The sequence below is a fragment of the Variovorax sp. TBS-050B genome (assembly GCF_029893635.1).
Taxonomy (GTDB): Bacteria; Pseudomonadota; Gammaproteobacteria; order Burkholderiales; family Burkholderiaceae_C; genus Variovorax.
On record NZ_JARXYR010000002.1, the window covers coordinates 1,279,916 to 1,305,715 of the forward strand.

The window sequence follows — 25,800 nt, forward strand, 5'->3', positions numbered from 1 at the left end:
CGCGGTCGTGCTGGGGCCTGCGACTCTAACGCAGGCCCTCGCCCACCGACGACCGGCGGCCTGGCTCAGCCCAACGCGTAGCGTGCCGCCCTCGCGATGCTTGCCGCATCCACCCCGAAGAACCCGCGCAGCGCCGCGCGCGTATCGCTGCGCCCGAAGCCGTCGGTGCCGAGCGTGAGATAGCGCCGCCCCTCGGGCAGGAAGGCCCGCACGCTCTCGGGCACGGCGCGCACGTAGTCGGTGGCGGCGACGATCGGCGCCTGGCTGCCGCCCGCGCCGAGCTGCTGCGCGATGAAGGGCGTGCCCGGCGCCTGCGCGCCCGCGAGCGCGCGCTGCTCGCAGGCGAGGCCGTCGCGCGCGAGTTCGCTCCAGCTCGTGACGCTGAACACCTCGGCCTCGATGCCCTCTGCGGCCAGCAACTGCGCGGCCTTGACGACCTCGGTGAGGATCGCGCCCGAGCCCATCAGCGTGACCCTCTTTTCCGTCGCCGCGCCCGCCGCCGGCGCATACGTGCCGAAGCGGTAGCAGCCGCGCAGGATGTCGCCCTCCACGCCAGCGGGCACGTCGGGCTGCGCGTAGTTCTCGTTCATGAGCGTGACGTAATAGAACACGTCCTGCTGCTCGACCATCATCTCGCGGATGCCCGCATCGACGATCACCGCCATCTCGCCCGCGAAGGCGGGGTCGTAGGCCTTGCAGTTGGGAATGGTCGCGGCCACGAGGTGGCTGCTGCCGTCCTGGTGCTGCAGGCCCTCGCCGCCGAGCGTGGTGCGGCCCGAGGTGGCGCCGAGCAGGAAGCCGCGCGCGCGCTGGTCGGCCGCGGCCCAGATGGCATCGCCCACGCGCTGGAAGCCGAACATCGAGTAGTAGATGTAGAACGGCAGCATCGCCAAGCCGTGCACGCTGTAGCTGGTGGCGGCCGCGGTCCAGCTCGCGATGGCGCCGGCCTCGCTGATGCCTTCCTCGAGGATCTGGCCGTCGGTGGCTTCGCGGTAGCTCAGCACCGAGCCGATGTCCTCGGGCGCGTAGCGCTGGCCCACGCTCGAGTAGATGCCGACCTGCTTGAACAGGTTCGCCATGCCGAAGGGTGCGCGCCTCGTCGGCCACGATGGGCACGATGCGCGGGCCGAGCGCCTTGTCCTTGAGCAGGTTGCCGAGCAGCCGCACGAAGGCCATGGTGGTGCTCATCTCCTTGCCGGCCGCGGCGGTGGCGAACTGTGCATAGGCCGCGATGTCGGGCTTGGGCACCACCTCGCAGGCGGTCTCGCGGCGCGGCATGGCGCCGCCGAGCGCTTCGCGGCGCTGGCGCAGGTAGCGCATCTCGGGGCTGTCCTCGGCGGGGCGGTAGAAGTCCATCGCGATGGCCTGCGCATCGCTCAGCGGCAGGCTGAAGCGGTCGCGGAATTCGAGCAGGTCGACCTCGCCCATCTTCTTGTGCGAATGCGTGGTCATCTTGCCCTGCGCGGCGCTGCCCATGCCGTAGCCCTTCTTGGTGTGGGCGAGGATCACGGTGGGCCGGCCCTTGTGCGCGGCCGCCGCGGCATAGGCGGCATGGATCTTCACAAGGTCGTGGCCGCCGCGCTTGAGGCGGTCGATCTGCTCGTCGGTCATGCCTTCGGCGAGGCGTGCGAGCTCGGGGTTCTGGCCGAAGAAGTTGTCGCGGTTGAAGCGCCCGTCCTTGGCCGCGAAGGTCTGCATCTGGCCGTCCACCGTGTCGGCGAACACGCGTGCCAGCGCGCCGCTCACGTCCTGTGCGAACAGGCCGTCCCAGTCGCTGCCCCAGATCAGCTTGATGACGTTCCAGCCGGCGCCGGCGAACAGCTTCTCGAGCTCGTCGATGATGCGGCCGTTGCCGCGCACCGGCCCGTCGAGCCGCTGCAGGTTGCAGTTGACCACCCACACGAGGTTGTCGAGCTTCTCGCGCGCGGCCAGGGTCAATGCGCTCATCGATTCGGGCTCGTCCATCTCGCCGTCGCCGAACACGCCCCACACCTTGCGCCCTCCGCAGTCGAGCAGATGGCGGTGCGTGAGATAGCGCATGAAGCGCGCGTGGTAGATCGAGCTGATCGGACCGATGCCCATCGAGCCGGTCGGGAACTGCCAGAAGTCCGGCATCAGGTAGGGATGCGGATAGCTGCTCAGGCCGCGTGCGCCGCTGCCGGTGGTGAAGGCGGGCGCGGTGAGTTCCTGGCGGTAGTGCTTCAGGTCCTCTTCACCGAGGCGGCCTTCGAGGAAGGCGCGCGCATAGACGCCCGGGGCGCTGTGCGGCTGGAAGAATACGAGGTCGCCCCCATGCGTGGCGCTGCGCGCATGGAAGAAGTGGTTGAAGCCGGTCTCGAACAGGTCGGCCGCGCTCGCATAGCTCGCGATGTGGCCGCCGAGTTCGCCGTAGGCCTGGTTGGCCTTGGCCACCATCGCGAGCGCATTCCAGCGCATCAGCGAGGCGAGCTTTTCCTCGATCGCCAGGTCGCCGGGAAAGGGCGGCTGGTCTTCCACCGCGATCGTGTTGACGTAGGGCGTGGCGAGTTCGGGCTGCCAGCCGATGCGCTGCCGGCGTGCGAGCCGCGCGAGCTCGTCGAGCATCTGCCGCGCGCGCCCGGGCCCGTGCACCTGCGCGAGCGCGAGGAAGGACTCGCGCCATTCCGCCGTCTCGGCCGGGTCGGGGTCGTGCGAGAGCGGCGCATCGATGCGCTGCGCGCGCATCTGGTCGGCGGAAATCGGGGCGTTCATGCCGGCACTTTAGGCCGCGGCGCAAAGCATTGGCTACCGGTGGCAGCAATTCCATGCCGCCTTCGCAGCATAAAATTCTGCCAACTCAGCTGTTAGCGGCATTTCATGCAACTCGACGCCATCGACCTGCGCATCCTGGACGAACTGCAGCGCGACGGCGCGCTCTCGAACGTGGAACTGGCGCGACGGGTGCACCTGTCGCCCTCGCCCTGCCTCGCCCGCGTGAAGGTGCTCGAAGCCAGCGGCGTGATCGACCGCTACGTGGCGCTCGCCAACGCCCATGCACTGGGCCTGGGGCTCAACGTGTTCATCTCGATCAGCCTCACCACGCAGAGCAAGCAGTCGCTGGCCGACTTCGAGCAGCGCATCGCCGAGCACGACGAGGTGATGGAGTGCTACCTGATGACCGGCGACAGCGACTACCTGATCCGCATCGCGGTGGCCGACATGGCGGCGCTCGAGAAGTTCATCCTCGAACAGCTCACGCCGATTCCGGGGATCGAGAAGATCCGCTCGAGCTTCGCCTTGAAGCAGGTCAGATACAAAACGGCGCTGCCGTTGCCGGTAGCGCCGTTCTAGTTCAAGGCATGGGCCAGCCCTCCCGATGGGACAGCTGGCCCCTGGACGGCATCAGCTGCCGATGCGGCCGCCGTCGTCCTTGGTGATGACGATGGTGGCCGAGCGCGGACGCTTGCCGGCACCGTAGCCCGCATTCGAAGGCCACTGGCTGGTGTACTTCGAGGGATCGGCAATGTCGGCATGCTTGGTGTTTTCGCCGGGGTGCTGGATGTTGACGAAGATGGCCTTGCCGTCCGGCGTTTCGCAGAGGCCGGTGATCTCGCACGCCGAGGGGCCGACCAGGAAGCGCTTGAGCGTGTCCGCCGTCGGCTGTTTGCCGATCATGGTGTCGACCGTGTACTGCGTGGAGTCCGCACGCTGGTAGGTCAGGGTCTTCTTTGCGCCATCGCCGACCTGGCCGGGCAACGCGGCCAACATCATGCAGTTGGTCACGTCGGTATAGGCGCCGTCGTCGGTCTGAATCCAGCAGATGCCGGTCGAACGGCTGAACACCAGACCGTCGGGGCTGGAGAAATCCTGATCACCGGTGAGCTTCGAGAGGTTCACCGTGTCGGCATTCGCGCCGGACTCGGCGCCGAAGGCGTACACGTCCCAGCGGAAGCCCGTGCTCGCGGGATTGCCGCCGTTCTCGGCCATGCGCAGGATGTGCCCGTTCGGGTTGCCCGACTGCGCGGTCGCGCCCTTCATGTCGGTGTAGACGCGCGGGTTGGCGGGATCGGGCACCAGTTGCGACGACGAGGCCGGTTCGATGCGCCGGTTGCTGTTGTTCGTCAGCGTGAGGTAGACCTCGCCGTTGGCCGGATTCGTCGCGCACCATTCGGGGCGGTCCATCTTGGTGGCACCTGCAGCGTCGGCGGCGAGGCGGGCATTGACCACCACGTCGGCGAGGTTCGCGAACGGATAGCCGGCATAGCCCGCCACAGCCGGATTCGCCATCGACAATTCCAGCCAGGTGCCGGCGCCATCGGCATCGAAGCGCGCCACGTAGAGCGTGCCCTTGTCGAGGTACTTGGCACCCGTGGCGAGCGGGTCGGCCGGATTGGCATCGGCGTCGGACCAGACCTCGTCGGATACGAACTTGTAGAAGTATTCGTTGCGCGCGTCGTCGCCCATGTAGCAGGCCACCTTCTGGCCCGCCACCGGCTTGCTGAACGCAACGCTCTCGTGCGCGTAACGGCCCAGGGCGGAACGCTTCACACCCAGCTTGGACTTGTCGTACGGGTTGAACTCGACGACGAAGCCCATGCCGTTCATCTCATTGCGGTAGTCGTCCGAGCCATCGGTCGATGCGCCGGTCTTGCTGATGTTCCAGCGCTGGTACTTGTCGTCCGCACCGGCGGTTTCCCAGCCATGGCGGCTCGTCGCGCCCGCGGCCCGCCCATAGCGCTTGAGCGAGGTCACGCTTTTGTCGTTTCCGCGTGCGGCGTCATCGCCAGCGGCGCGGGTGAAGTAGTTCACCCAGTTCTCTTCTCCGGTGAGAAAGGTGCCCCATGGCGTCTTGCCCGTACCGCAGTTGTTCAGGGTGCCGCGCGTCTTGACCCCGGTCGCCGAGTACTTCGTCTTCATCAGCGCATCGCCCTTCGCGGGTCCGGCGATGTCGATCTCGGTCAGGGGCGTGACGCGGTGGTTGAAGGCCGAGTTCCGGACGTAGCTCCACTTGCCGGCACCGTCCTTGCGCACCTCGAGCACCGCAATGCCATGCACGGCAACCTCCTTGTCGACCTCGGCCGCCGGGCGGGGCAGCGTCTTGGTGCCGCCGTCGGCGTGCAGAAAGAAAGACGAAAGCGTCTCGTCGGTGGTCGCCTCATGGTTGATCGCCAGCAGGCCGCGGTCGATGCTCGCGTCGGAGCGCTTGCCGTCAGCGCCCAGCCCGAACCACTCCATGCCGTCGTGGTGGTCGCCGCCTCGGTTTTCGAAATCGGCGTCGGTGCCGTCGTTGGCATAGGCAGGGGTGGTGCCGGTCAGGGGATCACCGAGGGCATAAATGACCGTTGCGCTGTAACCGGCGGGAATCAGCACGCTGTCGGCCAGGCTCTTGGGCACGGCGCCGAAGCCCAGCAGCTTCTCGGTCGGTGCGGGTGCGGGTGCGGGTGCCGGTGCCGGTCCGGGCGCGGGTGCCGGGGTCGGCGCCGGCGGAATGATCGGAAAGGCCGGTCCGCCACCGCCCCCGCCACCGCAGGCTGTCAGCACGGCAGACCCTACGCCGCCCAGCAGCAGACCACGCCGATTGAGCCGGCTGGTCAGCACGCTGTCGAACGTCGGGTTGGGAGAGCGGTTGGAATCTTCGTCGTTGAAATCGTTGCGGTCTGACATGGGGGGATCTCGTGGGGGGGGGTAGAGGAAAGACCACCCGATGCTAGAAAGCCCCAATGACACTTCCGTGAATACTGCACCCTTTCATTGCACCCTTCGTCTTACTGCTTCGGCCACAGCGCCCAGAGGCGCAGCGGCTGGTTCATGCTCGCGGCGAGCCGGCCCGCCTCGGGCCCGGTGCCCGCGAAGTAGTCCGCGCGCACCGCGCCGACGATGGCGCTGCCCGTGTCCTGCGCCACCACGAGCTTCTGCAGCTGTGCCGTGGGGCCGCTGGAGGCCAGCCACACCGGCGTGCCGTAGGGAATGCTCTCGCGGTCGACCGCGATCGAGCGCCCCGCGGTCAGCGGCACGCCCTGCGCGCCGCGCGGGCCGAAGGCGGCATCGACCTCGTTCAGCGCTTCCTCGCGGAAGAACACGTAGCGCGGATTGCTCCACAGGAGCTGCGAGAGCCGCTGCGGGTTCTGCGCCGCCCAGGCCTTGGTGTCGTCGGGCCAGCGGCCGACCTTGGTCACGCCCTGCGAGATCAGCCATTGCTGCACGCTGCGGTAGGGCTGCTCGTTGGTGGCCGAGAAGGCCACGCGCACGGTGCGCTGCACGCCGTTGGCCTCCGTGATGCGCAAGCGGCCGGAGCCCTGGATGTGCAGCATCAGCGCATCGATGGGATCGGCCATCCACGCGATCTCGCGGCCGCGCAGCGCGGCCTGCGCCTCGGGCAGGGTCTCGATCTCCTGGCGCGTGTACCAGGGCCGGCGCGGCACCAGGCCGTCGGGCGCCTGGTAGATCGGCACGTTGAAGGTGGCGGTGGGGACGCGCGAGGCCTCGTACACCGGCTCGTAGTAGCTCGTGAGCTTGCCCTCGCTCGCACCCGCGAGCGACTCCACGCGGTAGGGCTGGAGCCGCTCGGTCATCCACTGCCGCTGCTCCTCGGGCGTGGCGATGGCGAGCTGGCGCACGTCGCGGCACAGCGGCGCGAAGGCGGCATTGGGCCGGGCGCAGTTGGCGAGCAGCGCGATCCACGCCTCGTGCAGCGGATCGTCGCCGAAGCCCGGCAGCTCCGACCAGCCGACCGGCACCCACCGGCTCTTGGGATGCGCCATCGAGCCGGTGAGGGGGCCGAGGTCGCGCGGCGGCGTGACGACGACGGGGCGGGGGGGCGTGTCCGGTGCGCGCGGGCCGGTCGAACAGCCCGCCATCGTTGCTACGATCACGAGCCCAAGCAGCCACTGGAGTCCATTTCTCATGGGTCTGATTTTGCTCGAAGCCCTCGGGGCCGGGCTTTTGCTCATCCTGATCGTCTGGTGGACCATGTTCTCGGGCCGGAACAAGGGCGAACTGCACGACGAGGACCGACCCGCCGACGACGACACCGGAGCCCGGCGCCCGCCCGAACAGTGAAAGCCTCCGTAGCCCGAGGCCGTCGAGGCATGTCGGAGAATGGCTCGATAGCTATTACTTTCGTAGCAATCCGGCGAGCAATGACGGGCTGTTTGCAAAGGATTTACACTTTGCCGCGGCGACGGAAGACCGTACCATCCCGTGCTCGCCGAAGCTAAGCTGTGGCCGCCTGATTCAACCTTGAAAGGGATCGCCATGAAAAAATTCGTCCTCGCCACCTCCGCCGCCGCGCTCGTCCTGTCCGGATGCGCGGGCATGACCGACACCCAGCGCAACACCGGGATCGGCGCCGGCATCGGGGCGCTCGGCGGCGCGGCCATCGGTTCCGCCACGGGCGGCAACCGCGGCGCCATCGGCACGGGCGCGGTCGTGGGTGCCGCGGCGGGCGCGCTCGGCGGCTACCTGTGGTCGCAGCGCATGGAGAACCAGAAGCGCCAGATGGAAGCCGCCACGCAGGGCACCGGCGTCGCCGTGACGCAGACCGCGAACAACGAACTCAAGCTCGCCATCCCGAGCGACGTGTCCTTCGACGTGGGCCGCTCGAACATCAAGCCGAACTTCGCGCCGGTGCTCGACCAGTTCGCGAGCGGTCTGCGCGGCAACCCGAACGCCGAGGTGCGCATCATCGGCCACACCGACAGCACCGGCTCGGACGCGATCAACAACCCGCTGTCGGTCGACCGTGCCGCGAGCACGCGCGACTACCTCGTGGCGCGCGGCGTGAATGCCGCGGCGTTCCGCATCGAGGGCCGCGGTTCGCACGAGCCGGTGGCCGACAACAACAGCGAAGCCGGCCGGGCGCAGAACCGCCGCGTCGAGATCTACGTCGGCGAGCGCGCGCCGCGCGGCTGACCGAACCGATCTACCAAGAAGAAGAAAAAAGAACCGCAGTCATTCCAATAAGAAAGCCGGCCGTGCGGGAGCGGCCGGCGACCATTGCCGTTGTTTCAATCACCAGAGGGAAAACTCATGAGGAAGTTTGTTGTTGCGAGTGCGGCTGCGGCCGCATTGTTCGTTGCGGGCTGCGCTTCGCAGCAGTCGGCGGCGCCGGACCAGGGCACCGCGTCGGCAGGCGGGCAGCCCGCCACGGCCGCACCGGCCAACAGCTGGACCGCGCGCCTGCAAGCGCTCAAGACCGAGCTCGAGAGCTCGACCAAGGGCACGGGCGTGGTGATCGAGCAGACCACGGACAACCAGCTCCATCTCGTGATTCCCAACGAAATGTCCTTCGACGTGGGCCGCGCCAACGTGAAGCGCAACCTCGCCCAGGTGCTCGACAAGGTGGCCGAGGGCCTGCGCAGCGCCACGGCCGCCAGCGTGCGCGTGGTGGGCCACACCGACAACACCGGCAGCGAGGAAGGCAACGAGCGCCTGTCCGTGAGCCGCGCCGACAGCGTGCGCAACCACCTGGTGGCGCGCGGCGTCTCGACCACGGCCGTGACGACCGACGGCCGCGGCTCGCGCGAGCCCCTGGCCGACAACGCGACGCCCGCGGGACGCGCCCAGAACCGCCGCGTCGAGATCTTCGTCGCCGAGAAGAGCTGACCCGCGCTACTGCAGGTCCCGGAGGCGGTTGGCCAGCTCGACCGCCGACTTCACTTCCATCTTGTCGAACACGCGCGCGCGGTGGACCTCCACCGTGCGCACGCTGATCGCGAGCTGATCCGCGATCAGCTTGTTCGGCAGCCCCTCGACCACGAGCCGCATCACGTCGCGCTCGCGCTCGGTCAGCTCGGCGATGCGCTCCGCGAGGCCGCGCCGCACGCGCTGCACTTCGAGCGCGCGCAGCGAGGCGCCGAGCGCCTGCTCGATGCGGTCGACCAGCGCGTTGTCGGAGAAGGGCTTCTCGCAGAAGTCGAAGGCGCCGCGCTTCACCGCATCGACCGCGGTGGGCACGTCGGCATGACCGGTGAGGAAGATCACCGGCATGGCCTCGAGCAGGCCGCGTTCGGCCAGGCGGTCGAACAGCACCAGCCCGCTGGTGCCGGGCATGCGCACGTCGAGCAGCAGGCACAGCGGCTGCAGGGGCAGCGGGCCCTCGGCAAGGCGCTGCTCGAAGGCTTCGGCGCTCGCGAAGTGCTCGCTTTCGAGGCGGCGCGAACGCAGCAGCCAGGCGAGCGCCTCGCGCACGCTGGCGTCGTCGTCCACGATAAAGATCAGTCCATCGATCAGCGGTTGCATAGTCGTTCCAGAAACGGTGGTCGCCGGTTCATGCGCTCGGCAGCGTGAACCGGAACACGGTGCCGCGGGGCTGGTTCGGCTCGAACACCAGCACGCCGCCATGCTGCTCGACCACGGTGCGGCACAGGCTGAGGCCCAGCCCCATGCCGTCGGCCCGGGTGGTGAAGAAGGGGGTGAAGAGGCGGCCCGCGACTTCCTCGCTGATGCCGCTGCCGAAATCGGCCACCGAGAATTCGAGCCAGCGCCGCACGTCTTCCGCGCCCGAACCGCCCACGGCCACGGCGCGCGCCACGCGCAGCCGCAGCAGGCGCTCATGGCTTTCGGGCGTGTCCATGGCCTGCATGGCATTGCGCGCCAGGTTGAGCAGCACCTGTTCGACCAGCGTGCGGTCGCACATCGCCGGCGGCAGCTGCTCCTCGAGCACGACCTGGATGTTGACGCCGAGCTTGCGCGCCTGCAGCCGCACCAGCGGCAGCACCGCATCGATCAGCGCCTGCGGCGCCACGGCCTCGCGCGTGCGGTCGCGCCGTCGCACGAAGTCGTGCACGCTGCGGATCACCTGTCCCGCGCGGTCGGCCTGCTCGGCGATGCGGCGCACCGCATGCGCGACCTCGGCCTGCGGGCCGCTCGCCTGCGGCCCGAGCATGTTGAGCGAGCCGGTGGCGTAGCTCGCGATCGCGGCCAGCGGCTGCGTGAGTTCGTGGCTCAGCAGCGACGCCATCTCGCCGACGGTGGCGAGCCGCGCGCTGGCCTGCAGCCGCTCCTGGCTCGCACGCGAGAGTTCCTCGATGCGGCGCTGCTCGCTGATGTCGATGAAGGCGCTCATCCAGCCGGTCTGCACGCGCTGCGCATTGATCAGCGGCGCCTCGAAGATCAGCACCGGAAAGCGCGTGCCGTCCTTGCGCATGAAGACCGACTCGAAGCCCTCGCGCGGCGGCATGCCGCCCGCGAGCCGCCGCGCCTGGCGCTGCTGGTATTCGTGCGCGAGCTCGGTCGGCCAATAGGGCGCCTCGATCGAGGCGCCGCTGCCCGCCATGAGCTCCTCGGGCGTGAAGCCGACCATCTCGCAGAAGGCGGGATTGACGTAGGTGATGCGCCCCTGCAGGTCGCGCGCGCGCAGGCCGGTGATGACCGAGTCCTCCATCGCCTTGCGGAAGGCCAGCGCGTCGGCCAGGTCGCGCTCGGCGCGCAGGCGCCGGCGCGTGTCGCGCGCGAGCAGCACCAGCACCGAGACGAGCGCGATCGAGATCGCGGTGACCAGCGCCGTGAGCACGTTCGGAAACAGGTCGGGCGCGGCGCGCCAGCCGTCCACGCGCAGCATCAGCGCGTTGCCGGGCAGGTCGATCAGCTGCTGCGAGGTGAAGACGCGCGTGCCGGTGCGGCGCGAGGTGCCGAGCGCCGCGAGCCGGGTGCCGTCGGCCTCGGTGAAGGCCACCTCCTGGCCGCGCGTGAGCGCGGGGCCGACGAGCTCGATCAGCGTGTCGCGCAGCGAATAGCTCGCCACCAGGAAGCCGCCGGCGTCCATCGGCACGCAGAGCTCCATCACCTCGATGCCGGCGCCGCCGAGCACCGGCACGTAGTGGCTCGGCGAATAGGCGGGCGCTCCGAGCTTGCGTGCGGCGGTGCAGGCCAGCGCCACGTCGGACTGGTCGGCACCGCGGCTGTCGTCGGCGATCAGCCGCGCGCGGTAGGGCGTGTTGACCGCCGCCAGCGGCCGGAGCGCGGCATCGCGCCATTCGAGCCGCAGCCACTCGCGGTGCTCGCGCAGCAGCGCGGCGGCGGCCTCGGGCCAGTGCGTGCGGTCGAGGCCGAGGGCCTGCGTGGCACGCAGGCTCTGCGCATTGCGCTGCAGGCCGATGCGCAGGTCGGCCACCGCGTCGATGGTGTCGCGGTCGAGTGCGGCCTGCACCTGCTCGACCTCGTGCCGGCCCGCGAGCCACACCACCGTGACCAGCAGCGCCGACACCAGCACCGCGAGGATCAGCCAGAGGAACCAGCGCTGCCACAGCGAGCGCAGCCGCACGTAGGCGGAGATCGCCCAGCGCGGCGGCGCGACGCTCAAGGCCTGCATCTAGAGGACGCAGTGCGACAGCGCGGGCAACTGCGCGCGCATGCGCCCGGTCTGCCCGGCGTCGATGTCGAACAGCACCACGCCTTCCTCGCGGGCCTGCTGCGCCACCACCGTGCCCCAGGGATCGACCACCATCGACTGGCCCCAGGTCTGGCGCCCGTTCTCGTGGCTGCCGCCCTGCGCGGGCGCGACCACCCAGGCCAGGTTCTCGATCGCGCGGGCACGCAGCAGCACCTCCCAGTGCGCGGCGCCCGTGGTGCGCGTGAAGGCGCTGGGCACCAGCAGCAGCTCGGCGCCCTGCTTCGCGAGCGCGCGGTAGAGCTCGGGAAAGCGCAGGTCGTAGCACACGCTCATGCCCACGCGCCAGCGGTGCCCGTCGCGCGAGGGCAGGTCGAACACCACCGGCGTGGCGCCCGGCGCGATCACGCGGCGCTCGTCGTAGCGCTCGGTGCCGTTGTCGAAGCAGAAGAGGTGGATCTTGTCGTAGCGCGCCACGCATTCGCCCGCGGGCGAGAAGGCGAGCGAGCTGTTGAACACGCGCTCGGCCTCGGGGCTTTCGAGCGGCAGCGTGCCACCGACGATCCAGAGTCCCAGTTCGCGCGCCGCATCGGCAAGAAAGCCCTGCACCGTGCCGGCGCCGGCGGTCTCGCGCAGGCCGAGCTTGTCGGTGTCGCGCGCGCCCATCATGCAGAAATACTCGGGCAGCACCGCCAGCTCGGCGCCGGCCGCGGCGGCCTGCGCGAGCAGCTCGCGTGCGCGTGCGAGGTTGGCTTCGCGGGCGATGGCCGAGACCATCTGGATGGCTGCGACTTTCATGGGGCATCTCCGTTCTTGCGGCCTACCGGCCGCCGCCGAGACCCGGCACCGGAAGGGTGATCTGCGGGTCGGGCAGGATCGATCTTGGCACCTTGGCGATTTTCGGGTCGGCCCAGGTGCCTTCGATGTGGAACTCCTGCGTGGCGGCGGTGGCGAGCGGCTTGCTCAGCACCCATTGCGCCAGGAAGGTGCCGAGGCCGATCGCGGGGTTGATCGCGGTCGCCACCAGCGCCGCGGTGCCGGCGTTGATCTCGGGCACCACCACCACGCGCAGATCCTGCGTCTCGCGCACGATGTCGGCCGAGCCGTCCATCAGCGCCGCGGCGTTGACGCCCTTCATCTGGAGGTTGTTGGTGCTCGCGATGCCGTTGTGGATCTTCGCGTCGCCGCGGATGAAGTCGAAGGCGAAGCCCTGGCTGAACACGTCGCGGAAATCGAGCGTGAGCCGGCGCGGCAGCGCCTGCAGGCTCAGCACGCCGAGCAGCTTGGCGAGGCCCGGGTCGGCCTTGAGGAACTGCCCCGCGCCGACGTTGACCTGCAGCTGCCCGCCCAGGCTCGGATAGTCGAGCGAGAACGGCGAGCCGCGCCAGTTCACCTCGCCCTCGAGCCGGCCGCTGCCGCGCCGCAATACGCCGGGCATGCCGAAGCGCGCGAGCAGGTCGCCCGCATCGGCGATCTCGAGCCGGAAGGTCATGGCGGTGCGGCGCTGCTCGGTGCGCCCGGACGGGGTGCCGCCCGCGGCGGCCCAGGTGCCCTTGGCCGAGAAGCTGGCCTCGGGCACGGTGAAGCTCAGCTTGTTGAGCAGCCATTCGCGGCCGGCGCCGCCGCGGTTGACCGCATCGATCTCGGCGCGGCCGAGGCGCTTGCCGAGGAGCTCGAAGTCGTCGATGACGATGTCGAGCGCGGGCAGCGTGTCGGGCTGCTCGTCGAGCAGGGTCTCGACCTGCTTCGCCTCGGTCGGCGCGATCTTGAGCCGCGCGAGCCGCGCATAGAGCCGCCCGGCCTGCGTGTGGCGGTATTCGGCATAGCCGCTGAGCTCGGCCGCGTCGATGTTGGCGCGCCAGAGCGAACCGTCGCGCGTGCCGCCGAGCACCACGTTGTGCAGCGTGCGGCCCGCGATGCCGAGCTCCTGGGCGCGCACGGCGATGCGCGTGGGGAGGTAGCCGGACGAGGCCTCCTCGGCGCCGCCGGCCGGTTCGGCCGAGCCACCGCCCGCCGCATCGCCGAGCAGCGCCTGCCAGGCCGGCATGTCGAGCTTGGCGACGTTGACGTTGGCGAGCACGCCGCGCTCGGGGACGCTCGCGGTCTCGCCTTCGGCCAGGCCGATGCCGATGCTGCCGCGCAGCACGCGCGCCTCCCCGCCGGAGATCTCGCGCACGTACTGCGCCGCGCCGATGCGGCCAAGCGCCATCGAGAGCTGGTCCTGCACCGCGACGGCGGTCGCGTTGCGGGTCTCGCGCTGCAGCACCTTCTTCTCGATGCGCAGCGGCATCTGCTCGTCGGCCGTTTTCACGAGCGGCGCGGGCAGGTTGAGCGCCAGGCCCTGCAGCGTGCTGGAGAGCGAGAACTCCGGGACGCCGTCGCGCATCGAGAAGGTGGCCGCATAGGGCGTGCTGCCGCTCGCCTTGGCGGCGATGCGCGTGAGCCATTCGGCCTCGCGCGTGCCGCGCAGGCCCTCGGCGGAGGCCGTGCCCTGGGCCTTGAGCGCGACCTCGCGGTTCGGTCCGGCGAAGCGGCCGCGGCCCTCGATGCGGATGTCGCCGCCGAGCAGCCTCGCCTGCATGCCGGCGAGCGAAAAACCCGTCTCGGTGAAGCCGACCGTGCCCTTGGCCTGCGTGAACGAAGGCGCCTCGGGCGCGAGCTGCAGCTCGTTGCCGGCGAGCGCGATGCTGGCCTGCACCTTGGCGTTGTCGAGCGCGGCGAGCGGAAGCTCCAGGTGCAGCCGGTAGTCGGCGTTGCCCGTCGCGCGCACGCGGGCGAGGGCCTCGCCGGTCTCGCCGCCCGCGAGCGGACCGCCCACGCGCAGCAGCTCGCCGAGCGGGCCCTTGGCCTGGGCGTCGACGCGCAGCAGCGAGGCATGGTGCGACATGTCGGCGATCTGCGCCTCGGCCTTGGTCACTTCGAGGCCGGCGGTGCCGGCCAGCTTGCCGCGCGCATTGCGCACCAGCATGCCCGCGCGCTCGAACACCAGCTCGCCGGAGAGGCCGGTGAGCGCCGGCCAGACCGGCTCCGGCGCCCGCGCGGCCGCGCCTGCGCGCGCCGGGGCCGCGGCCGCTTTCGCGGCGGTGGTCGATGCGAGGGCCGAGGCCGGCGGCACGTAGGCGTAGTCGACGTCCGCGACCTTGGCCACGATGCGGAACTCGCCCTGCTTCGGGTCCATGAAGGGCATGTCGTGCAGGTCGCCGCGCACGCGAAAGTCGACGCTGCTCGCCACGCCCTTGGTGACGGCGCTGCGCACGTAGTCGCGCGTGTGCTGGGGAATGTCGAGCGGCAGGTAGCGGAAACACCCGCGTGCCGTCGGCCCGTGTGAGCTTGCCCTGCAGGTCGAGCACGCCGGGGTAGCGCGAGCGGCCGGCCGACACGGCGGGATCGCTGGTGCGCCAGCTGGCCTCGGCCTCGCCTTCGGCGTCGGCATTGGCGAAGCGCAGCCGGGACACCTGCAGCTGGGCGCGGCCGTTGTCGAGCTTCCACTGCAGCTGGGCCGAGAGCCGGTCCACCGGGATGACGGGCTCCTCGAACACGCCGGGGAATTCGAGCGTGCCCTGCGCCAGCGTGAGGGCCGCGGTGCCGCCGGTCTGGGTGGCGTCGAATTCGACCGTGGCGCCGCTCAGGCCGGGCGAGCCGGCGTGCACGTGGGGCGCGGCGGCGCCGGCACCGGAAGCGGCGGGCGGCGTCTCGGCCGGCTGCGAGGCCACGCGCAGGCCGCGCACCCGCCCCTTCGCCTGGTAGCGCTCGGGCGCGCCGAGCGAGCCCTGCCAGTTCAGCTCGATGCGCTCGACCAGCCCGCGCGGCGCATAGGCGTCGAGCACGCGGTGCGTGGCCTCGCCGAGCGGCAGGCGGTCGGCGATGAGCGCCAGCGCGGCAAGGTCGAGCCGGTCGGCGCGCAGCGCCCCGTGCTCGGGCGTGCGGCCGCGCGAGGGCGAATGCTGCAGCCAGAGGTTGCCGCCCGGCCAGCGCATGCCGTCGGCGGTGTCGAACTGCAGCGCGGCGGTCGAGAACTCGAGGAAGTCCTCGCTGAGCTGGCCCGCGAGCCGGCCGGTGACCGAGCGCAGCACCAGCGGCTGGAGGCCGCGGCCGAGCGAGGCATCGACGCGCTGGAGTCCGAGGTCGGCCGCGCCGCCTACGATCCGGCCGTCCTTCACGTCGGCCCAGAGGCGCAGCGCGCCGCTGCCCTCGCGGATGCGCGCATCGATCGACACGTAGCGGCCGAGGCGGGTGACGTCCATGTAGGGCAGGTCGGCATAGAGCTGGCCGTCCCAGGTCTGCCAGCGGCCCGAGCGCACCGACAGCAGCGGCTGGCGGAACTGGCCGCGCAAGGTGAAGCGCTCGCCCCAGCCGGCCGGCGGGGTGGCGTCGAGCCGCAGGCCGTGGCGCCGGCCGCCGTTGCGCGCGACGAAGCGCACGTCGCTCAGGAGCAGCGGCTCGGCCTGGCGCTGCTCGTCGGTCCAGCGCACGGTGCCGCCCTCGACCACCAGTTCGCGCTGCGCGAAAAACCAGTCGGCGGCGCGGGTCTCTCCGGTGGTGTCGTTCGACATGTGCAGGCCGGCCACGTGCAGCTTGCCCATCGCGTCGCGGCGCACGTCGACCTGCGGGCCCTCGATGTAGAGCTGCTCGAAGTTGAGGCGCCAGAGCGAACGCGGCGACACGCTCGCGACGATCCGCACAAGCCGCAGGGCTTCTCGCTGCTGGGCATCATGCAGGACCACGTCGCGCAGTTCGAAGACCGGAAACAGGCTGTCGGACCGCGCGGTGATCGAACCGATACGCACGGGTACCCCGATGGCCTTGCTGGCTTGCGCCTCGAGCGCGCCACGGTAGTCGCCGATTCGCGGCACAATCCACGCGTGTAGGACAACCACTGACAGCGCCAGCAGAAGCCATGCAGCGATCAGTAAACCCAGCAGCCAGCGCGCCGTCGCAGCGGTGATCTTGAGCAGACGTGAAGGGGGAGACGCCGTGTCGTTCATTGAGGATCGCGCTGTGTCTGGAATTATGACCGCCCGCATACAGACCGGTTCCTCGGAAGCCGACAACAGTGTGAACCAGTTGCCATCCACCACATCCGCAGCGACCGAGGGTGCGCTCTCCGCCTACTCCCGCTTCGTCCAGCGCCTGCGCCGCCGGTACGCGGGCGAGCTCGCGCTGCTCGCGCCCGGGGCGCCGCGGCGTGCCTCGATGGACCAGGCCTACGAGGCGCTGCGCGCGCGCGGCGAGGCCGTGGGCGACGCGCTGCGGATCGTGCGGCAGCTCGTGATGGAACGGCTCGTCACGCTCGACTGCGACAGCCAGGCGCCGCTCGCGGTGGTGACCACGGCGGTCACCGAACTCGCCGAATTCGCGCTCGACGTCGCCTGCCGCGACGCCTGCCAGGAACTCGACGCGCAGCACGGCGCGCCGCGCGGCCCCGAGGGACAGCGCGCGCAGCTCTGGGTCGTGGGCATGGGCAAGCTCGGCGCACGCGAGCTCAACGTGTCGAGCGACATCGACCTGATCTACCTCTACGACTTCGACGGCGAGACCGAGGGCGACGCCGACGGCCGCGGCCGGCTGTCCAACCACGAGTACTTCGGGCGCGCCGTCAAGCGCATCTACGCGCTCGTGGGCGACACCACCGAGCACGGCTTCGTGTTCCGCGTCGACCTGGCGCTCCGGCCCAACGGCAATTCGGGGCCGAGCGTGGTCTCGCTCGATGCGCTGGAAGAATATTTCCAGGTGCAGGGCCGCGAATGGGAGCGCTTCGCCTGGATGAAGAGCCGGGTGGTCGCGCCGAGTGCCGTCGTGACCGGCGGGCATGCGCAGGGCCTGCGCGCCACGGTGCTGCCCTTCGTGTTCCGCCGCTACCTCGACTACAGCGTGTTCGATTCGCTGCGCACGCTGCACCGGCAGATCCGCGAGCAGTCGGCGCGGCGCAGCGCGGGCCGGCCCGAGCGCGCCAACGACGTCAAGCTCTCGCGTGGCGGCATCCGCGAGATCGAATTCACCGTGCAGCTGCTGCAGGTGGTGCGCGGCGGCCAGTTCCCCGAACTGCGCACCCGGCCCACGCTCGATGCGCTGCAGCGGCTCGCGCGCGCCGGCCTGATGCCGCAGGAGACCGCCGACACGCTGGCCGCGGCCTACGAATTCCTGCGCCGCGTGGAGCACCGCATCCAGTACCTCGACGACCAGCAGACGCACATGCTGCCGGTGGCCGACGACGACCTGCGCTGGATCGCGCAGACCATGGGCTACGCGAGCTGCTGCCCCTTCCTCGAGCAGCTCGACACGCACCGCGAATTCGTCGCGCAGGAGTTCGACAAGCTGCTGGGCGGCGACAAGCCCTGCAACGGCAAGTGCAGCGGCAAGAAGGCCGCCGCGCCGGCCGACCTGGCCGACCTGCTCGACGAACTGCCGCCCGCCTTCGCCGAGCGCATCCGCAACTGGTGCGAGCAGCCGCGCGTGATGGCGCTGCGCGAGGAAACGCGCGCGCGGCTGCGGCAGCTGGTGCAGCGCACCGGGCAGTGGCTCCGGGAACCCGACGGCGACGGGCCGGGCCAGACGCCGCGCCACGTGGACGCCGCGCTGCGCTGGGCCGACTGGATCGAGCCGCTGCTGCGGCGCGAAAGCTATCTGGCGCTGCTGGTCGAGCGGCCCGCGGTGCAGGAGCGGCTGCTGCGGCTGCTCGGCGCCGCCAAGTGGCCCGCGCGCTACCTGCTGCAGCACCCGGGCGTGATCGACGAGCTCGCGAGCGACGAGATGCTTTCGGGCCGCTTCGTCGCGGCCGAGTTCGAGCGCGAACTCGAGGCCCGCCATGCCGCGCTCACGCGCACCGGCGAGGCCGACGAGGAGCGCCTGCTGAACCTGCTGCGCCATGCGCACCACGCCGAGGTGTTCCGCACCCTCGCGCGCGACGTGGACGGCCGCCTCACGGTCGAGCAGGTGGCCGACGACCTGAGTGCGCTGGCCGACGCCACGCTGCGCGTGACCGCGCGCTGGTGCTGGCCGCACCTGCGCAACCGGCACCGCGAGGAACCGCAGTTCGCGATCATCGGCTACGGCAAGCTCGGCGGAAAGGAGCTGGGCTACGGCAGCGACCTCGACATCGTGTTCGTCTACGACGACGACGACGAGCGCGCCGGCGAGGTCTACGCCGCCTACGTGCGCAAGCTGATCAACTGGCTCACCGTCAAGACGCGCGAGGGCGACCTGTTCGAGATCGACACCGCGCTGCGGCCGAACGGCAATTCGGGGCTGCTCACGACCAGCTTCGAAGCCTACGAGCGCTACCAGCTGGGCCGCGGCAGCAACACGGCATGGACCTGGGAGCACCAGGCGATGACGCGTGCGCGCTTCGTGCTCGGCAGCGCCGAACTGGGCGCGCGCTTCGACGCGGTGCGCGAGGCGGTGATCGTGGCGCCGCGCGATCGCGAGGCGCTGAAGGCCGAGATCATCGCGATGCGCGACAAGGTGCGCGGCGCGCGGCCCGTGAAGGCCGGCCGCTTCGACGTGAAGCACAGCCCGGGCGGCATGGTGGACGCGGAGTTCGCGGTGCAGTTCCTCGTGCTCTCGGCCGCGGGCGCGCACCGCGAGCTGATTCCGAACGTCGGCAACATCGCGCTGCTGCTGCGCGCCGAGGACGCCGGCCTGCTGCCGCCGGGCATCGGCCGCGCCGCCGCGGCGGCCTACCGCGAACTGCGGCGCGTGCAGCACCGCGCGCGGCTCAACGAGGAGCCGACCCAGGTCACCCCGCCCGCGCTGGCCGCGGAGCGCGAGGCGATGCTGGCGCTCTGGAAGGCGGTGTTCGGCGGATGAGGCGCGCAGCCGCCCTCCCCGTGCCCGACGCCATACCGGCGGCCGCCGCCTGGCCCGCCGCGGGCCGGACCGCGGCGCTCTGCGCAGTGGCGGTCGCGGTGCTCCTGGCGGGCTGCGCCAGCGGCCCGCGCAGCGGCGTGGCGAGCGGCCGCGACGGCCCGGGCACGAACATCCCGCCCGACCTCGACCGCGTGCCCGACGCCGAGCCCCGCATCGAGCCCATCCGCAACAGCGGCGGCACGAGCAAGCCCTACACCGTGCTCGGCCGCTCGTATCAGCCGATCACCGACGACCGGCCGTTCCGCGAATCGGGCATCGCGTCGTGGTACGGCCGCAAGTTCCACAGCGCATCGACCGCGAGCGGCGAGCCCTACGACATGTACGCGATGACGGCCGCGCACAAGACGCTGCCGCTGCCGAGCTACGTGCGCGTGCGCAACCCCGCCAACGGGCGCGAGGTGATCGTGCGCGTGAACGACCGCGGCCCCTTCGTCGACGGCCGCGTGATCGACCTGAGCTACACGGCGGCGCTGAAGCTCGACCTGCTGCGCGGCGTGGCGCCGGTGGAGATCGAGCGCATCACCAACGAGGACATCCGGACCGGCGCATGGCGGCGCGATGCCGGCACGGCCTATGCCGCCGCGGCACCCGCACCGGCGCCACGCGCGGCGGCAGGCGCTTCGGTGGCGGTGCCGTCGGCGTGGGTGACGCCGGTCGCGGCGAGCGCGGTCGAGGCGAGCACGATGCCGGTGGCGCCGCAGCCATCGGTCGCATCCGCGCCCTCGCCGGCGCCAGCCGAACCGGACGGCGCCGTGGCGCCGCCGCGGGCGCCGATGGTGGTGACCGACCTCGCGCCGCTGGCGCCGATCGCCGCGCCGGCGCCGCCGCCGGCTGCGGCGCCCTCCTCGGCCGCCGTCGCCGGCTACTGGGTGCAGCTCGGCGCCTTTCGCGAGCGCGACGGGGCGCAGACGCTGCTGAGCCAGGCCGCACGCGGCCTGCCGACGCTGGCGCCGCAGCTGCGCGTGTTCAGCGAGGCCGGCACGCACCGGCTGCAGGCCGGCCCCTTCGCCTCGCGCGAGGCGGCCGGCGAAGCCGTGACGCAGCTGCGCGAGAGCCTGCGCATCGCGCCGATGGTGGTCGAGCGCCGCTGAACGCCGGCGCCGGGCGCCTCAGGGCATGGCCTTGACGGGCACCGGCATCTGCATGCCCACGCCCATGCGGTTCCAGGCGTTGATCTGCGCGATCGCCACCGAGAGTTCGCCGATCTCGACCTCGCTGAACTGCGCCTTGAGCGCCTCGAACTCGGCATCCCGGTCGCTGTGGTGGTCGGCCAGCCGGGTCAGGGTCTCGGCCCAGGCCAGGGCGGCGCGCTCGCGCGCGTTGAAGAAGCTGACTTCGCGCCAGGTGGCCAGGCTGTTGATGCGCTGCCAGTCCTCGCCCTGCTGGCGCAGGTCGCGCACGTGCATGTCGAGGCAGTAGGCGCAGCCGTTGATCTGCGAGACGCGGGCGTAGACGAGGTCGAGCAATGTCTTGCCGAGGGTGCTGCCCTCGTAGGCGCCGTTCACGCCGAGCATGGCCTGGAAAGCCTTGGGGACGACCTTGTACCAGTTGAGGCGGGGGGTGGTGTTCATGGTGATGAGTCCAGTGGGTGGGTTGATGAAGGAATGGATCTGCCTACCCCCTGAAGACGTGCCGGCCCGCCGCCCTGTGACACGCCGCGCGAAAAAATCTACGTCGCGGCCGAAGAAGACGAATACAGGCGCGCGATGTGCGCCAGCTTGTCGGGGTTGCGCTGGACGCGGATGCGCACGATGCGCTCGTGCGCGATCTCGAAGGTCTGGGCCGATTCGAGCGCGCCGTCGATGAAGCGCAGCAGCCCCGGCTCGCCGTTGATCTCGACCAGTTCCATGCGCACCAACGGCCCCATGCGGCGCCAGAGCGCGAAGTAGAGCTGCGCGAGACGCCAGTTGCCGCGCAGCACCTTGCTGAAGGTCTGGACCTTGCCGCCGCCGTCGCCGATGAGCTCGGCGTCTTCGGCCATCAGCGCCTTGAGGTCGTGCAGGCTGCCTCTGGCGGCGGCATCGGCGAAGGCGCGCAGCAGCCGCTCATGGGTTTCGCGCGGGACATGGAAGCGCGGGCGCGCCTCCTGCACCTGCGCCCGGGCGCGGTGCACCAGCTGGCGGCAGGCGGCCTCGCTCTTGCCGAGGGTGCGGGCGATCTCGTCGTAATCGGCGTCGAACACCTCGCGCAGCAGGAAGGCGGCACGCGCCTCGGGCGCCAGGCGCTCGAGCACGGCCAGGAAGGCGATCGAGATGTCGTCGGCGCGTTCGAGCAGCGCCTCGGGCGTGGCCGGCTCCTCGGTGAGCGTGGGCTCGGGCATCCAGGCGCCGATGTAGTGCTCGCGCTGGACCTTGGCCGCGCGCAGCCGGTCGATCGAAAGACGGGTGACGACGGTGACGAGCCAGGCCTCGGCGCTGTCGAGGGCGGACTTGTCGGCCTCGTGCCAGCGCAGCCAGGCGTCCTGCACCACCTCTTCGGCCTCCGCGACCGAACCGAGCATGCGGTAGGCGATGCCCTGGAGGCGGCGGCGGTGGCTGTCGAAGCTGCGGGTCGGATCGTCCATGGCCACAAGACGGGCGGGCCGCCGGGTTTGTGACAGGCGCCGACGGCCGCGGGATCAGGCGCCCTGGTACTCGGCCTGGGGCGCGAGGTTCGCGGCCAGTTCCTTGCGGTAGCGGTTGAGCTCCTGCACGGTCTTGAAGCTGCGGTTCATCAGCAGGCTCAGGTTGTGCAGGATGCGCTCGCCGACCTTGCTTTCCCAGACGGCGTCGAACTTGATCTGCTTGTCGAGCCAGTGCTCGAGCCAGTCCGGATCGGGCATGCGGCTCTGGATGGTGTCGTTCGGGAACAGCGCCTTGTTGACGTGCAGGTTGGTCGGGTGCAGCGCCTGAGCGGTGCGGCGCGCGCTGGCCATCAGCACGCCGACCTTGGTGAAGGCGGCGCGGGCCTCGTCGCCGAACTTCTCCATCGCGCGCTTCATGTAGCGCAGGTAGGCGCCGCCGTGGCGCGCCTCGTCCTGGCTCAGCGTGGTGTAGATGTGCTTGATGACCGGCTCGGTGTGCCACTGGGCCGCGCGGCGGTACCAGTGGTTGAGGCGGATCTCGCCGCAGAAATGCAGCATGAGGGTTTCGAGCGGCGGCGCGGGATCGAAGTCGAAGCGCACCTCGTGCAGTTCCTGCTCGGTGGGTGCATGCTGCGGGCTGAAGCGCTTGAGGTACTCCATGAGCACCAGCGAGTGCTTCTGCTCCTCGAAGAACCAGATCGACATGAAAGCCGAAAAGTCGCTATCGTGCCGGTTGTCGCGCAGGAACATCTCGGTGGCCGGCAGCGCCGCCCACTCGGTGATGGCATTCATCTTGATGGTTTGCGCCTGTTCTTCGGACAGCAACGAAGCATCGAAGGACTGCCAGGGGATGTCCTTGTCCATGTCCCAACGGACGGATTCGAGTTGTCTGAAGAGTTCCGGATAAAGCATCAAAATCTTTCTAAGGCCGCCGATTTTAGTCGGGCCGGCTTGGCGCGCCTGTGACAGACGCGCATGATGCGTACTTACGCATGATCCGACGGCGTGGATTCATGCATTTTTTGTATCAGGAGCCCCTATGCGAACCCCCTTCCGATGGCCGGCCGCCGCACTGTCTGCATGCCTGCTGGCCGCCGGTTCAGCGAGTGCACAAGCGCCTTCCGGCCCGGCGACCCCGCCGGCCGCCGCAGCCCCGGCCGACGGCGCGGGCGCGGCCTGTCCCGCATTGCTGCAGCACACCTTCCCGCGGCTGCAGGACGAGAAACCCCAGTCTCTGTGCCAGTATTCCGGCAAGGTGGTCCTGGTGGTGAACACCGCGAGCTTCTGCGGCTTCACCCCGCAGTACAAGGGGCTGGAGGCGCTCGACGCCAAGTACCGCGGCCGCGGCCTCGTGGTGCTGGGCTTTCCCTCGAACGATTTCTCGCAGGAAACCGGCTCCAACAAGGAGATCGCGGATTTCTGCGAAAGCACCTTCGGCGTGAAGTTTCCGATGTTCGCGAAGTCCTCGGTACGGGGCGCCAATGCCAACCCGCTCTTCAAGCAGCTGGCGCTGGCCTCGGGTACCACGCCGAAATGGAATTTCTACAAGTACCTGATCGGCCGCGACGGCAAGGTGGTGCAGTCGTGGTCGAGCATGACGGCGCCTGACGAAGCGGCGTTCGTGAAGGTCATCGAGAGCCAGTTGGCAATCAACTGACACACCTGACCTGGCGCTACGGATCGTCACAAACGTTTACCACTGGAGGGGGAACCGGGCTGGCACACTCTGCTCATAACGAGCGTGGGCAGCGAATGCCCTCCGGTTTTCATGTTGCGAGGTCTTCCAGGCGTCCTGTCTGGTTGAAATCCCGAGGTGATTCTTCTCCTCCTCCCTCCCTCCCTCCTTCGCGTCGGGGCGCCTCGCAGCATTTTTGTATTTCCCGCCGGATCGGCGGGCCGCGAAATGAAAAAAGGCGCCTGAGGCGCCTTTTTTCATGGTTGGGTGTCGATGAAGCTGGGCCGCAGCATCAGCTTGTCGTACAGCCTGGCGAGGTTGGGATGGTCGTTGCGCCAGTCGATCTCGGGAAAGCGAAAGCCCAGCCAGCCCAGCGCGCAGCCCACGGCAATGTCCGACAGGCTCAGGTGGATGCCGCTGCAGAAGGGCTTGTCGCCCAGGCCCTTGGCCATCGCGGCCACGCCGTCCTGGACCTTGGCACGCTGGCGTTCGATCCAGGTGGTGCTGCGCTCGCCGTCGCTGCGGCCGCTCCAGGTGGCTTCGAGGCGCCAGAGCACGCCCGCATCCATGACGCCATCGGCCAGCGCCTCCCAGGTCTTGACCTCCGCGCGCTCCCGGCCCTGCTGGGGAATGAGCTTGCCGACGGGGGACAGCGTGTCGAGGTACTCGACGATCACGCGCGAGTCGAACACCGCCTCGCCGCCTTCCATGATGAGGCAGGGCACCTTCCCGAGCGGGTTGGAATGGGCGATGGTGGTGTCGGCAGCCCAGACGTCCTCGATCACGAACTGGTAGTCGAGCCGCTTCTCGGCCAGCACCACGCGCACCTTGCGCACATAGGGGCTGGCGGCCGATCCGATCAGTTTCATGAAAGCTCTCTCCCTCGGGATTGGTAACGTTTGTGGGAACCATTTTAGAGGACGCCCGAAGGTGCGGCCGCCGAGCACTGCAAACCGCGTGCCCGCCGCCCGCCTAAAATTCGGGCATGAGCTTCTCCACCGTTTCCGCCCTCTCCCCATTGGACGGCCGCTATGCGGCCAAACTCGCGGCATTGCGTCCGCTGATGAGCGAACAGGGCTACATGCACCGGCGCGTGCAGGTCGAAGTGGCATGGTTCATCGCCCTCTCCGACTGCGGCTTCGCCGAATTCAAGCCGCTCACGGGCGGCGCGCGCAAGTACCTGCTGGGCCTGGTGTCGCACTTTTCCGAGGCCGATGCACTGGCCATCAAGGAGATCGAAAAGACCACCAACCACGACGTGAAGGCGGTCGAATACTGGATCAAGTCGAAGTTCGAGGCGCGGCCCGAGCTGCTGGCCGCTGCCGAGTTCGTGCACTTCGCCTGCACCAGCGAGGACATCAACAACACCAGCCATGCGCTGCAGATCCAGGCGGCGCGCGAGAAGGTGCTGCTGCCCGCGATCGACGGGCTGATCACCAAGCTGCGCGAGATGGCGCACCAGTTCGCGGGCGTGTCGATGCTCTCGCGCACGCACGGGCAGACGGCGAGCCCGACCACGGTCGGCAAGGAAATCGCCAACGTGGCGGTGCGCCTGGCGAAGGCCCGCGCGCAGATCGCCGCGGTGCAGCTGCTCGGCAAGATGAATGGCGCGGTGGGCAACTACAACGCCCACCTCGCGGCCTGGCCGGACTTCGACTGGGAGGCCTTCAGCCGCAAGGTCGTCGAGACGCCCGCGCCGCTGGGCCTGGGCCTGAGCTTCCAACCGTACAGCATCCAGATCGAGCCGCACGACTACATGGCCGAGCTGTTCGATGCGGTGGCGCGCCTCAACACCATCCTGGTCGACTTCTCGCGCGACATCTGGGGCTACGTGAGCCTGGGCTACTTCAAGCAGCGGCTCAAGAAGGGCGAGATCGGCTCCTCGACGATGCCGCACAAGGTCAACCCGATCGACTTCGAGAACGCCGAAGGCAACCTCGGGCTCGCGAACGCGCTGCTGCGCCACCTGAGCGAGAAGCTGCCGATCAGCCGCTGGCAGCGCGACCTGACCGACAGCACGGTGCTGCGCAACATCGGCGTGGCCTTCGGCTATGCGACGCTGGCTTACGCGAGCCTCGCGACCGGCCTGGGCAAGCTCGAGATCAACGAGGAGGCGCTCGCGGAGGACCTCGAGGCCTCGTGGGAAGTGCTGGCCGAGCCGATCCAGACGGTGATGCGCCGCTATGGCGTGCAGGGCGCCTACGAGCAGCTGAAGGAAGTGACGCGCGGCAAGACCGTGACGGCCGAGGCGCTGCACGGCCTGATCCGCTCGCTCGACATCCCCGAGGCCGAGAAGACGCGCCTGCTCGCGATGACGCCTGCGAGCTACGTCGGCAAGGCCGCGGAGCTCGCCAGTAGAATCTGAGGCCTCCTGCCCGGAAGCAAACAGCCGCCCGAGGGCGGCTGTTT

Annotated in this window: 20 protein-coding genes and 1 pseudogene; 10 read left to right on the forward strand and 11 right to left on the reverse strand. The window is 69.9% G+C overall.

All coding sequences use genetic code 11. The features are described 5' to 3' along the window. Positions 1-65: 65 nt before the first annotated feature. Positions 66-2,730, reverse strand: a pseudogene (gene mdeB / locus M2165_RS09135) (alpha-ketoglutarate dehydrogenase). 105 nt (positions 2,731-2,835) lie between these two features. On the opposite strand from mdeB, the gene M2165_RS09140 reads away from it, so the two are divergent. Next, positions 2,836-3,309, forward strand: coding sequence for an Lrp/AsnC family transcriptional regulator (locus M2165_RS09140; protein WP_280814334.1), 474 nt, complete (start codon positions 2,836-2,838; stop codon positions 3,307-3,309). A gap of 51 nt (positions 3,310-3,360) precedes the next feature. On the opposite strand, the gene M2165_RS09145 is transcribed toward M2165_RS09140, so the two are convergent. Continuing rightward, positions 3,361-5,622, reverse strand: coding sequence for an alkaline phosphatase PhoX (locus M2165_RS09145; protein ID WP_280814335.1), 2,262 nt, complete (start codon positions 5,620-5,622; stop codon positions 3,361-3,363). Positions 5,623-5,723: 101 nt separating this feature from the next. After that, positions 5,724-6,863: an MltA domain-containing protein gene (locus M2165_RS09150; protein WP_280814336.1), complete on the reverse strand. Its 1,140-nt coding sequence runs from the start codon at positions 6,861-6,863 to the stop codon at positions 5,724-5,726. Here M2165_RS09150 and M2165_RS09155 point away from each other — a divergent pair. The 3 genes from M2165_RS09155 to M2165_RS09165 all read left to right on the forward strand — a co-directional run bounded on the left by M2165_RS09155 (position 6,862) and on the right by M2165_RS09165 (position 8,562). Continuing rightward, positions 6,862-7,017, forward strand: a complete 156-nt coding sequence (locus M2165_RS09155; RefSeq protein WP_280814337.1) for a hypothetical protein — start codon at positions 6,862-6,864, stop codon at positions 7,015-7,017. The two genes, M2165_RS09150 and M2165_RS09155, sit on opposite strands and share 2 nt — an antisense overlap. A 195-nt stretch (positions 7,018-7,212) precedes the next feature. Further along, positions 7,213-7,869: an OmpA family protein gene (locus M2165_RS09160; protein ID WP_280814338.1), complete on the forward strand. Its 657-nt coding sequence runs from the start codon at positions 7,213-7,215 to the stop codon at positions 7,867-7,869. A 117-nt stretch (positions 7,870-7,986) separates the two neighbouring features. Continuing rightward, a complete protein-coding gene (locus M2165_RS09165; RefSeq protein ID WP_280814339.1) occupies positions 7,987-8,562 on the forward strand; it encodes an OmpA family protein in 576 nt (191 codons plus the stop codon). A gap of 6 nt (positions 8,563-8,568) precedes the next feature. On the opposite strand, the gene M2165_RS09170 is transcribed toward M2165_RS09165, so the two are convergent. From M2165_RS09170 to M2165_RS09185, 4 genes are read right to left on the reverse strand one after another with little or no spacing between them, the layout of a single operon-like run. Beyond that, positions 8,569-9,198 (reverse strand): response regulator, encoded by a 630-nt coding sequence (locus M2165_RS09170; RefSeq protein WP_280814340.1) that lies wholly within the window; start codon positions 9,196-9,198, stop codon positions 8,569-8,571. 28 nt (positions 9,199-9,226) lie between these two features. Beyond that, positions 9,227-11,269 (reverse strand): ATP-binding protein, encoded by a 2,043-nt coding sequence (locus tag M2165_RS09175; protein ID WP_280814341.1) that lies wholly within the window; start codon positions 11,267-11,269, stop codon positions 9,227-9,229. Further along, positions 11,270-12,085, reverse strand: a complete 816-nt coding sequence (locus M2165_RS09180) for a carbon-nitrogen hydrolase family protein (RefSeq protein ID WP_280814342.1) — start codon at positions 12,083-12,085, stop codon at positions 11,270-11,272. It abuts the gene before it with no gap. Positions 12,086-12,107: 22 nt separating this feature from the next. Next, positions 12,108-14,543 carry a YhdP family protein gene (locus M2165_RS09185; protein ID WP_280814343.1) on the reverse strand — a complete coding sequence of 812 codons (2,436 nt, stop codon included), beginning with the start codon at positions 14,541-14,543 and terminating at the stop codon, positions 12,108-12,110. 137 nt (positions 14,544-14,680) lie between these two features. On the opposite strand from M2165_RS09185, the gene M2165_RS09190 reads away from it, so the two are divergent. The 4 genes from M2165_RS09190 to M2165_RS09205 all read left to right on the forward strand — a co-directional run bounded on the left by M2165_RS09190 (position 14,681) and on the right by M2165_RS09205 (position 20,244). Further along, positions 14,681-15,034, forward strand: coding sequence for a hypothetical protein (locus M2165_RS09190; RefSeq protein WP_280814344.1), 354 nt, complete (start codon positions 14,681-14,683; stop codon positions 15,032-15,034). An 83-nt stretch (positions 15,035-15,117) separates the two neighbouring features. Continuing rightward, on the forward strand, positions 15,118-16,155 hold the full coding sequence (locus M2165_RS09195) for a hypothetical protein (protein ID WP_280814345.1): 1,038 nt from the start codon (positions 15,118-15,120) through the stop codon (positions 16,153-16,155). 142 nt (positions 16,156-16,297) lie between these two features. Further along, the gene (gene glnE, locus M2165_RS09200; protein WP_280814346.1) at positions 16,298-19,093 is read left to right on the forward strand and encodes a bifunctional [glutamate--ammonia ligase]-adenylyl-L-tyrosine phosphorylase/[glutamate--ammonia-ligase] adenylyltransferase; all 2,796 of its coding nucleotides are present in this window, start codon (positions 16,298-16,300) and stop codon (positions 19,091-19,093) included. A gap of 20 nt (positions 19,094-19,113) precedes the next feature. Continuing rightward, a complete protein-coding gene (locus M2165_RS09205) occupies positions 19,114-20,244 on the forward strand; it encodes a septal ring lytic transglycosylase RlpA family protein (RefSeq protein WP_280814347.1) in 1,131 nt (376 codons plus the stop codon). A gap of 18 nt (positions 20,245-20,262) precedes the next feature. Here M2165_RS09205 and M2165_RS09210 read toward each other — a convergent pair whose 3' ends face one another. The 3 genes from M2165_RS09210 to M2165_RS09220 form a co-directional block, all read right to left on the reverse strand. Then, positions 20,263-20,724, reverse strand: a complete 462-nt coding sequence (locus tag M2165_RS09210) for a carboxymuconolactone decarboxylase family protein (protein ID WP_280814348.1) — start codon at positions 20,722-20,724, stop codon at positions 20,263-20,265. 98 nt (positions 20,725-20,822) lie between these two features. Further along, positions 20,823-21,716: an RNA polymerase sigma-70 factor gene (locus tag M2165_RS09215; protein ID WP_280814349.1), complete on the reverse strand. Its 894-nt coding sequence runs from the start codon at positions 21,714-21,716 to the stop codon at positions 20,823-20,825. A 54-nt stretch (positions 21,717-21,770) separates the two neighbouring features. Further along, the gene (locus M2165_RS09220) at positions 21,771-22,628 is read right to left on the reverse strand and encodes a ferritin-like domain-containing protein (RefSeq protein ID WP_280814350.1); all 858 of its coding nucleotides are present in this window, start codon (positions 22,626-22,628) and stop codon (positions 21,771-21,773) included. Positions 22,629-22,755: 127 nt separating this feature from the next. Here M2165_RS09220 and M2165_RS09225 point away from each other — a divergent pair, with 127 nt between their 5' ends. Then, entirely contained in the window at positions 22,756-23,373 is a 618-nt protein-coding gene (locus M2165_RS09225; RefSeq protein WP_280814351.1) for a glutathione peroxidase, read from the forward strand. Between the two features lie 275 nt (positions 23,374-23,648). Here M2165_RS09225 and M2165_RS09230 read toward each other — a convergent pair whose 3' ends face one another. Beyond that, entirely contained in the window at positions 23,649-24,260 is a 612-nt protein-coding gene (locus M2165_RS09230) for a glutathione S-transferase N-terminal domain-containing protein (protein ID WP_280814352.1), read from the reverse strand. Positions 24,261-24,376: 116 nt separating this feature from the next. Between M2165_RS09230 and purB the strand changes: the two genes are divergently transcribed. Next, positions 24,377-25,756, forward strand: a complete 1,380-nt coding sequence (gene purB / locus M2165_RS09235; protein WP_280814353.1) for an adenylosuccinate lyase — start codon at positions 24,377-24,379, stop codon at positions 25,754-25,756. Positions 25,757-25,800 lie beyond the last annotated feature (44 nt).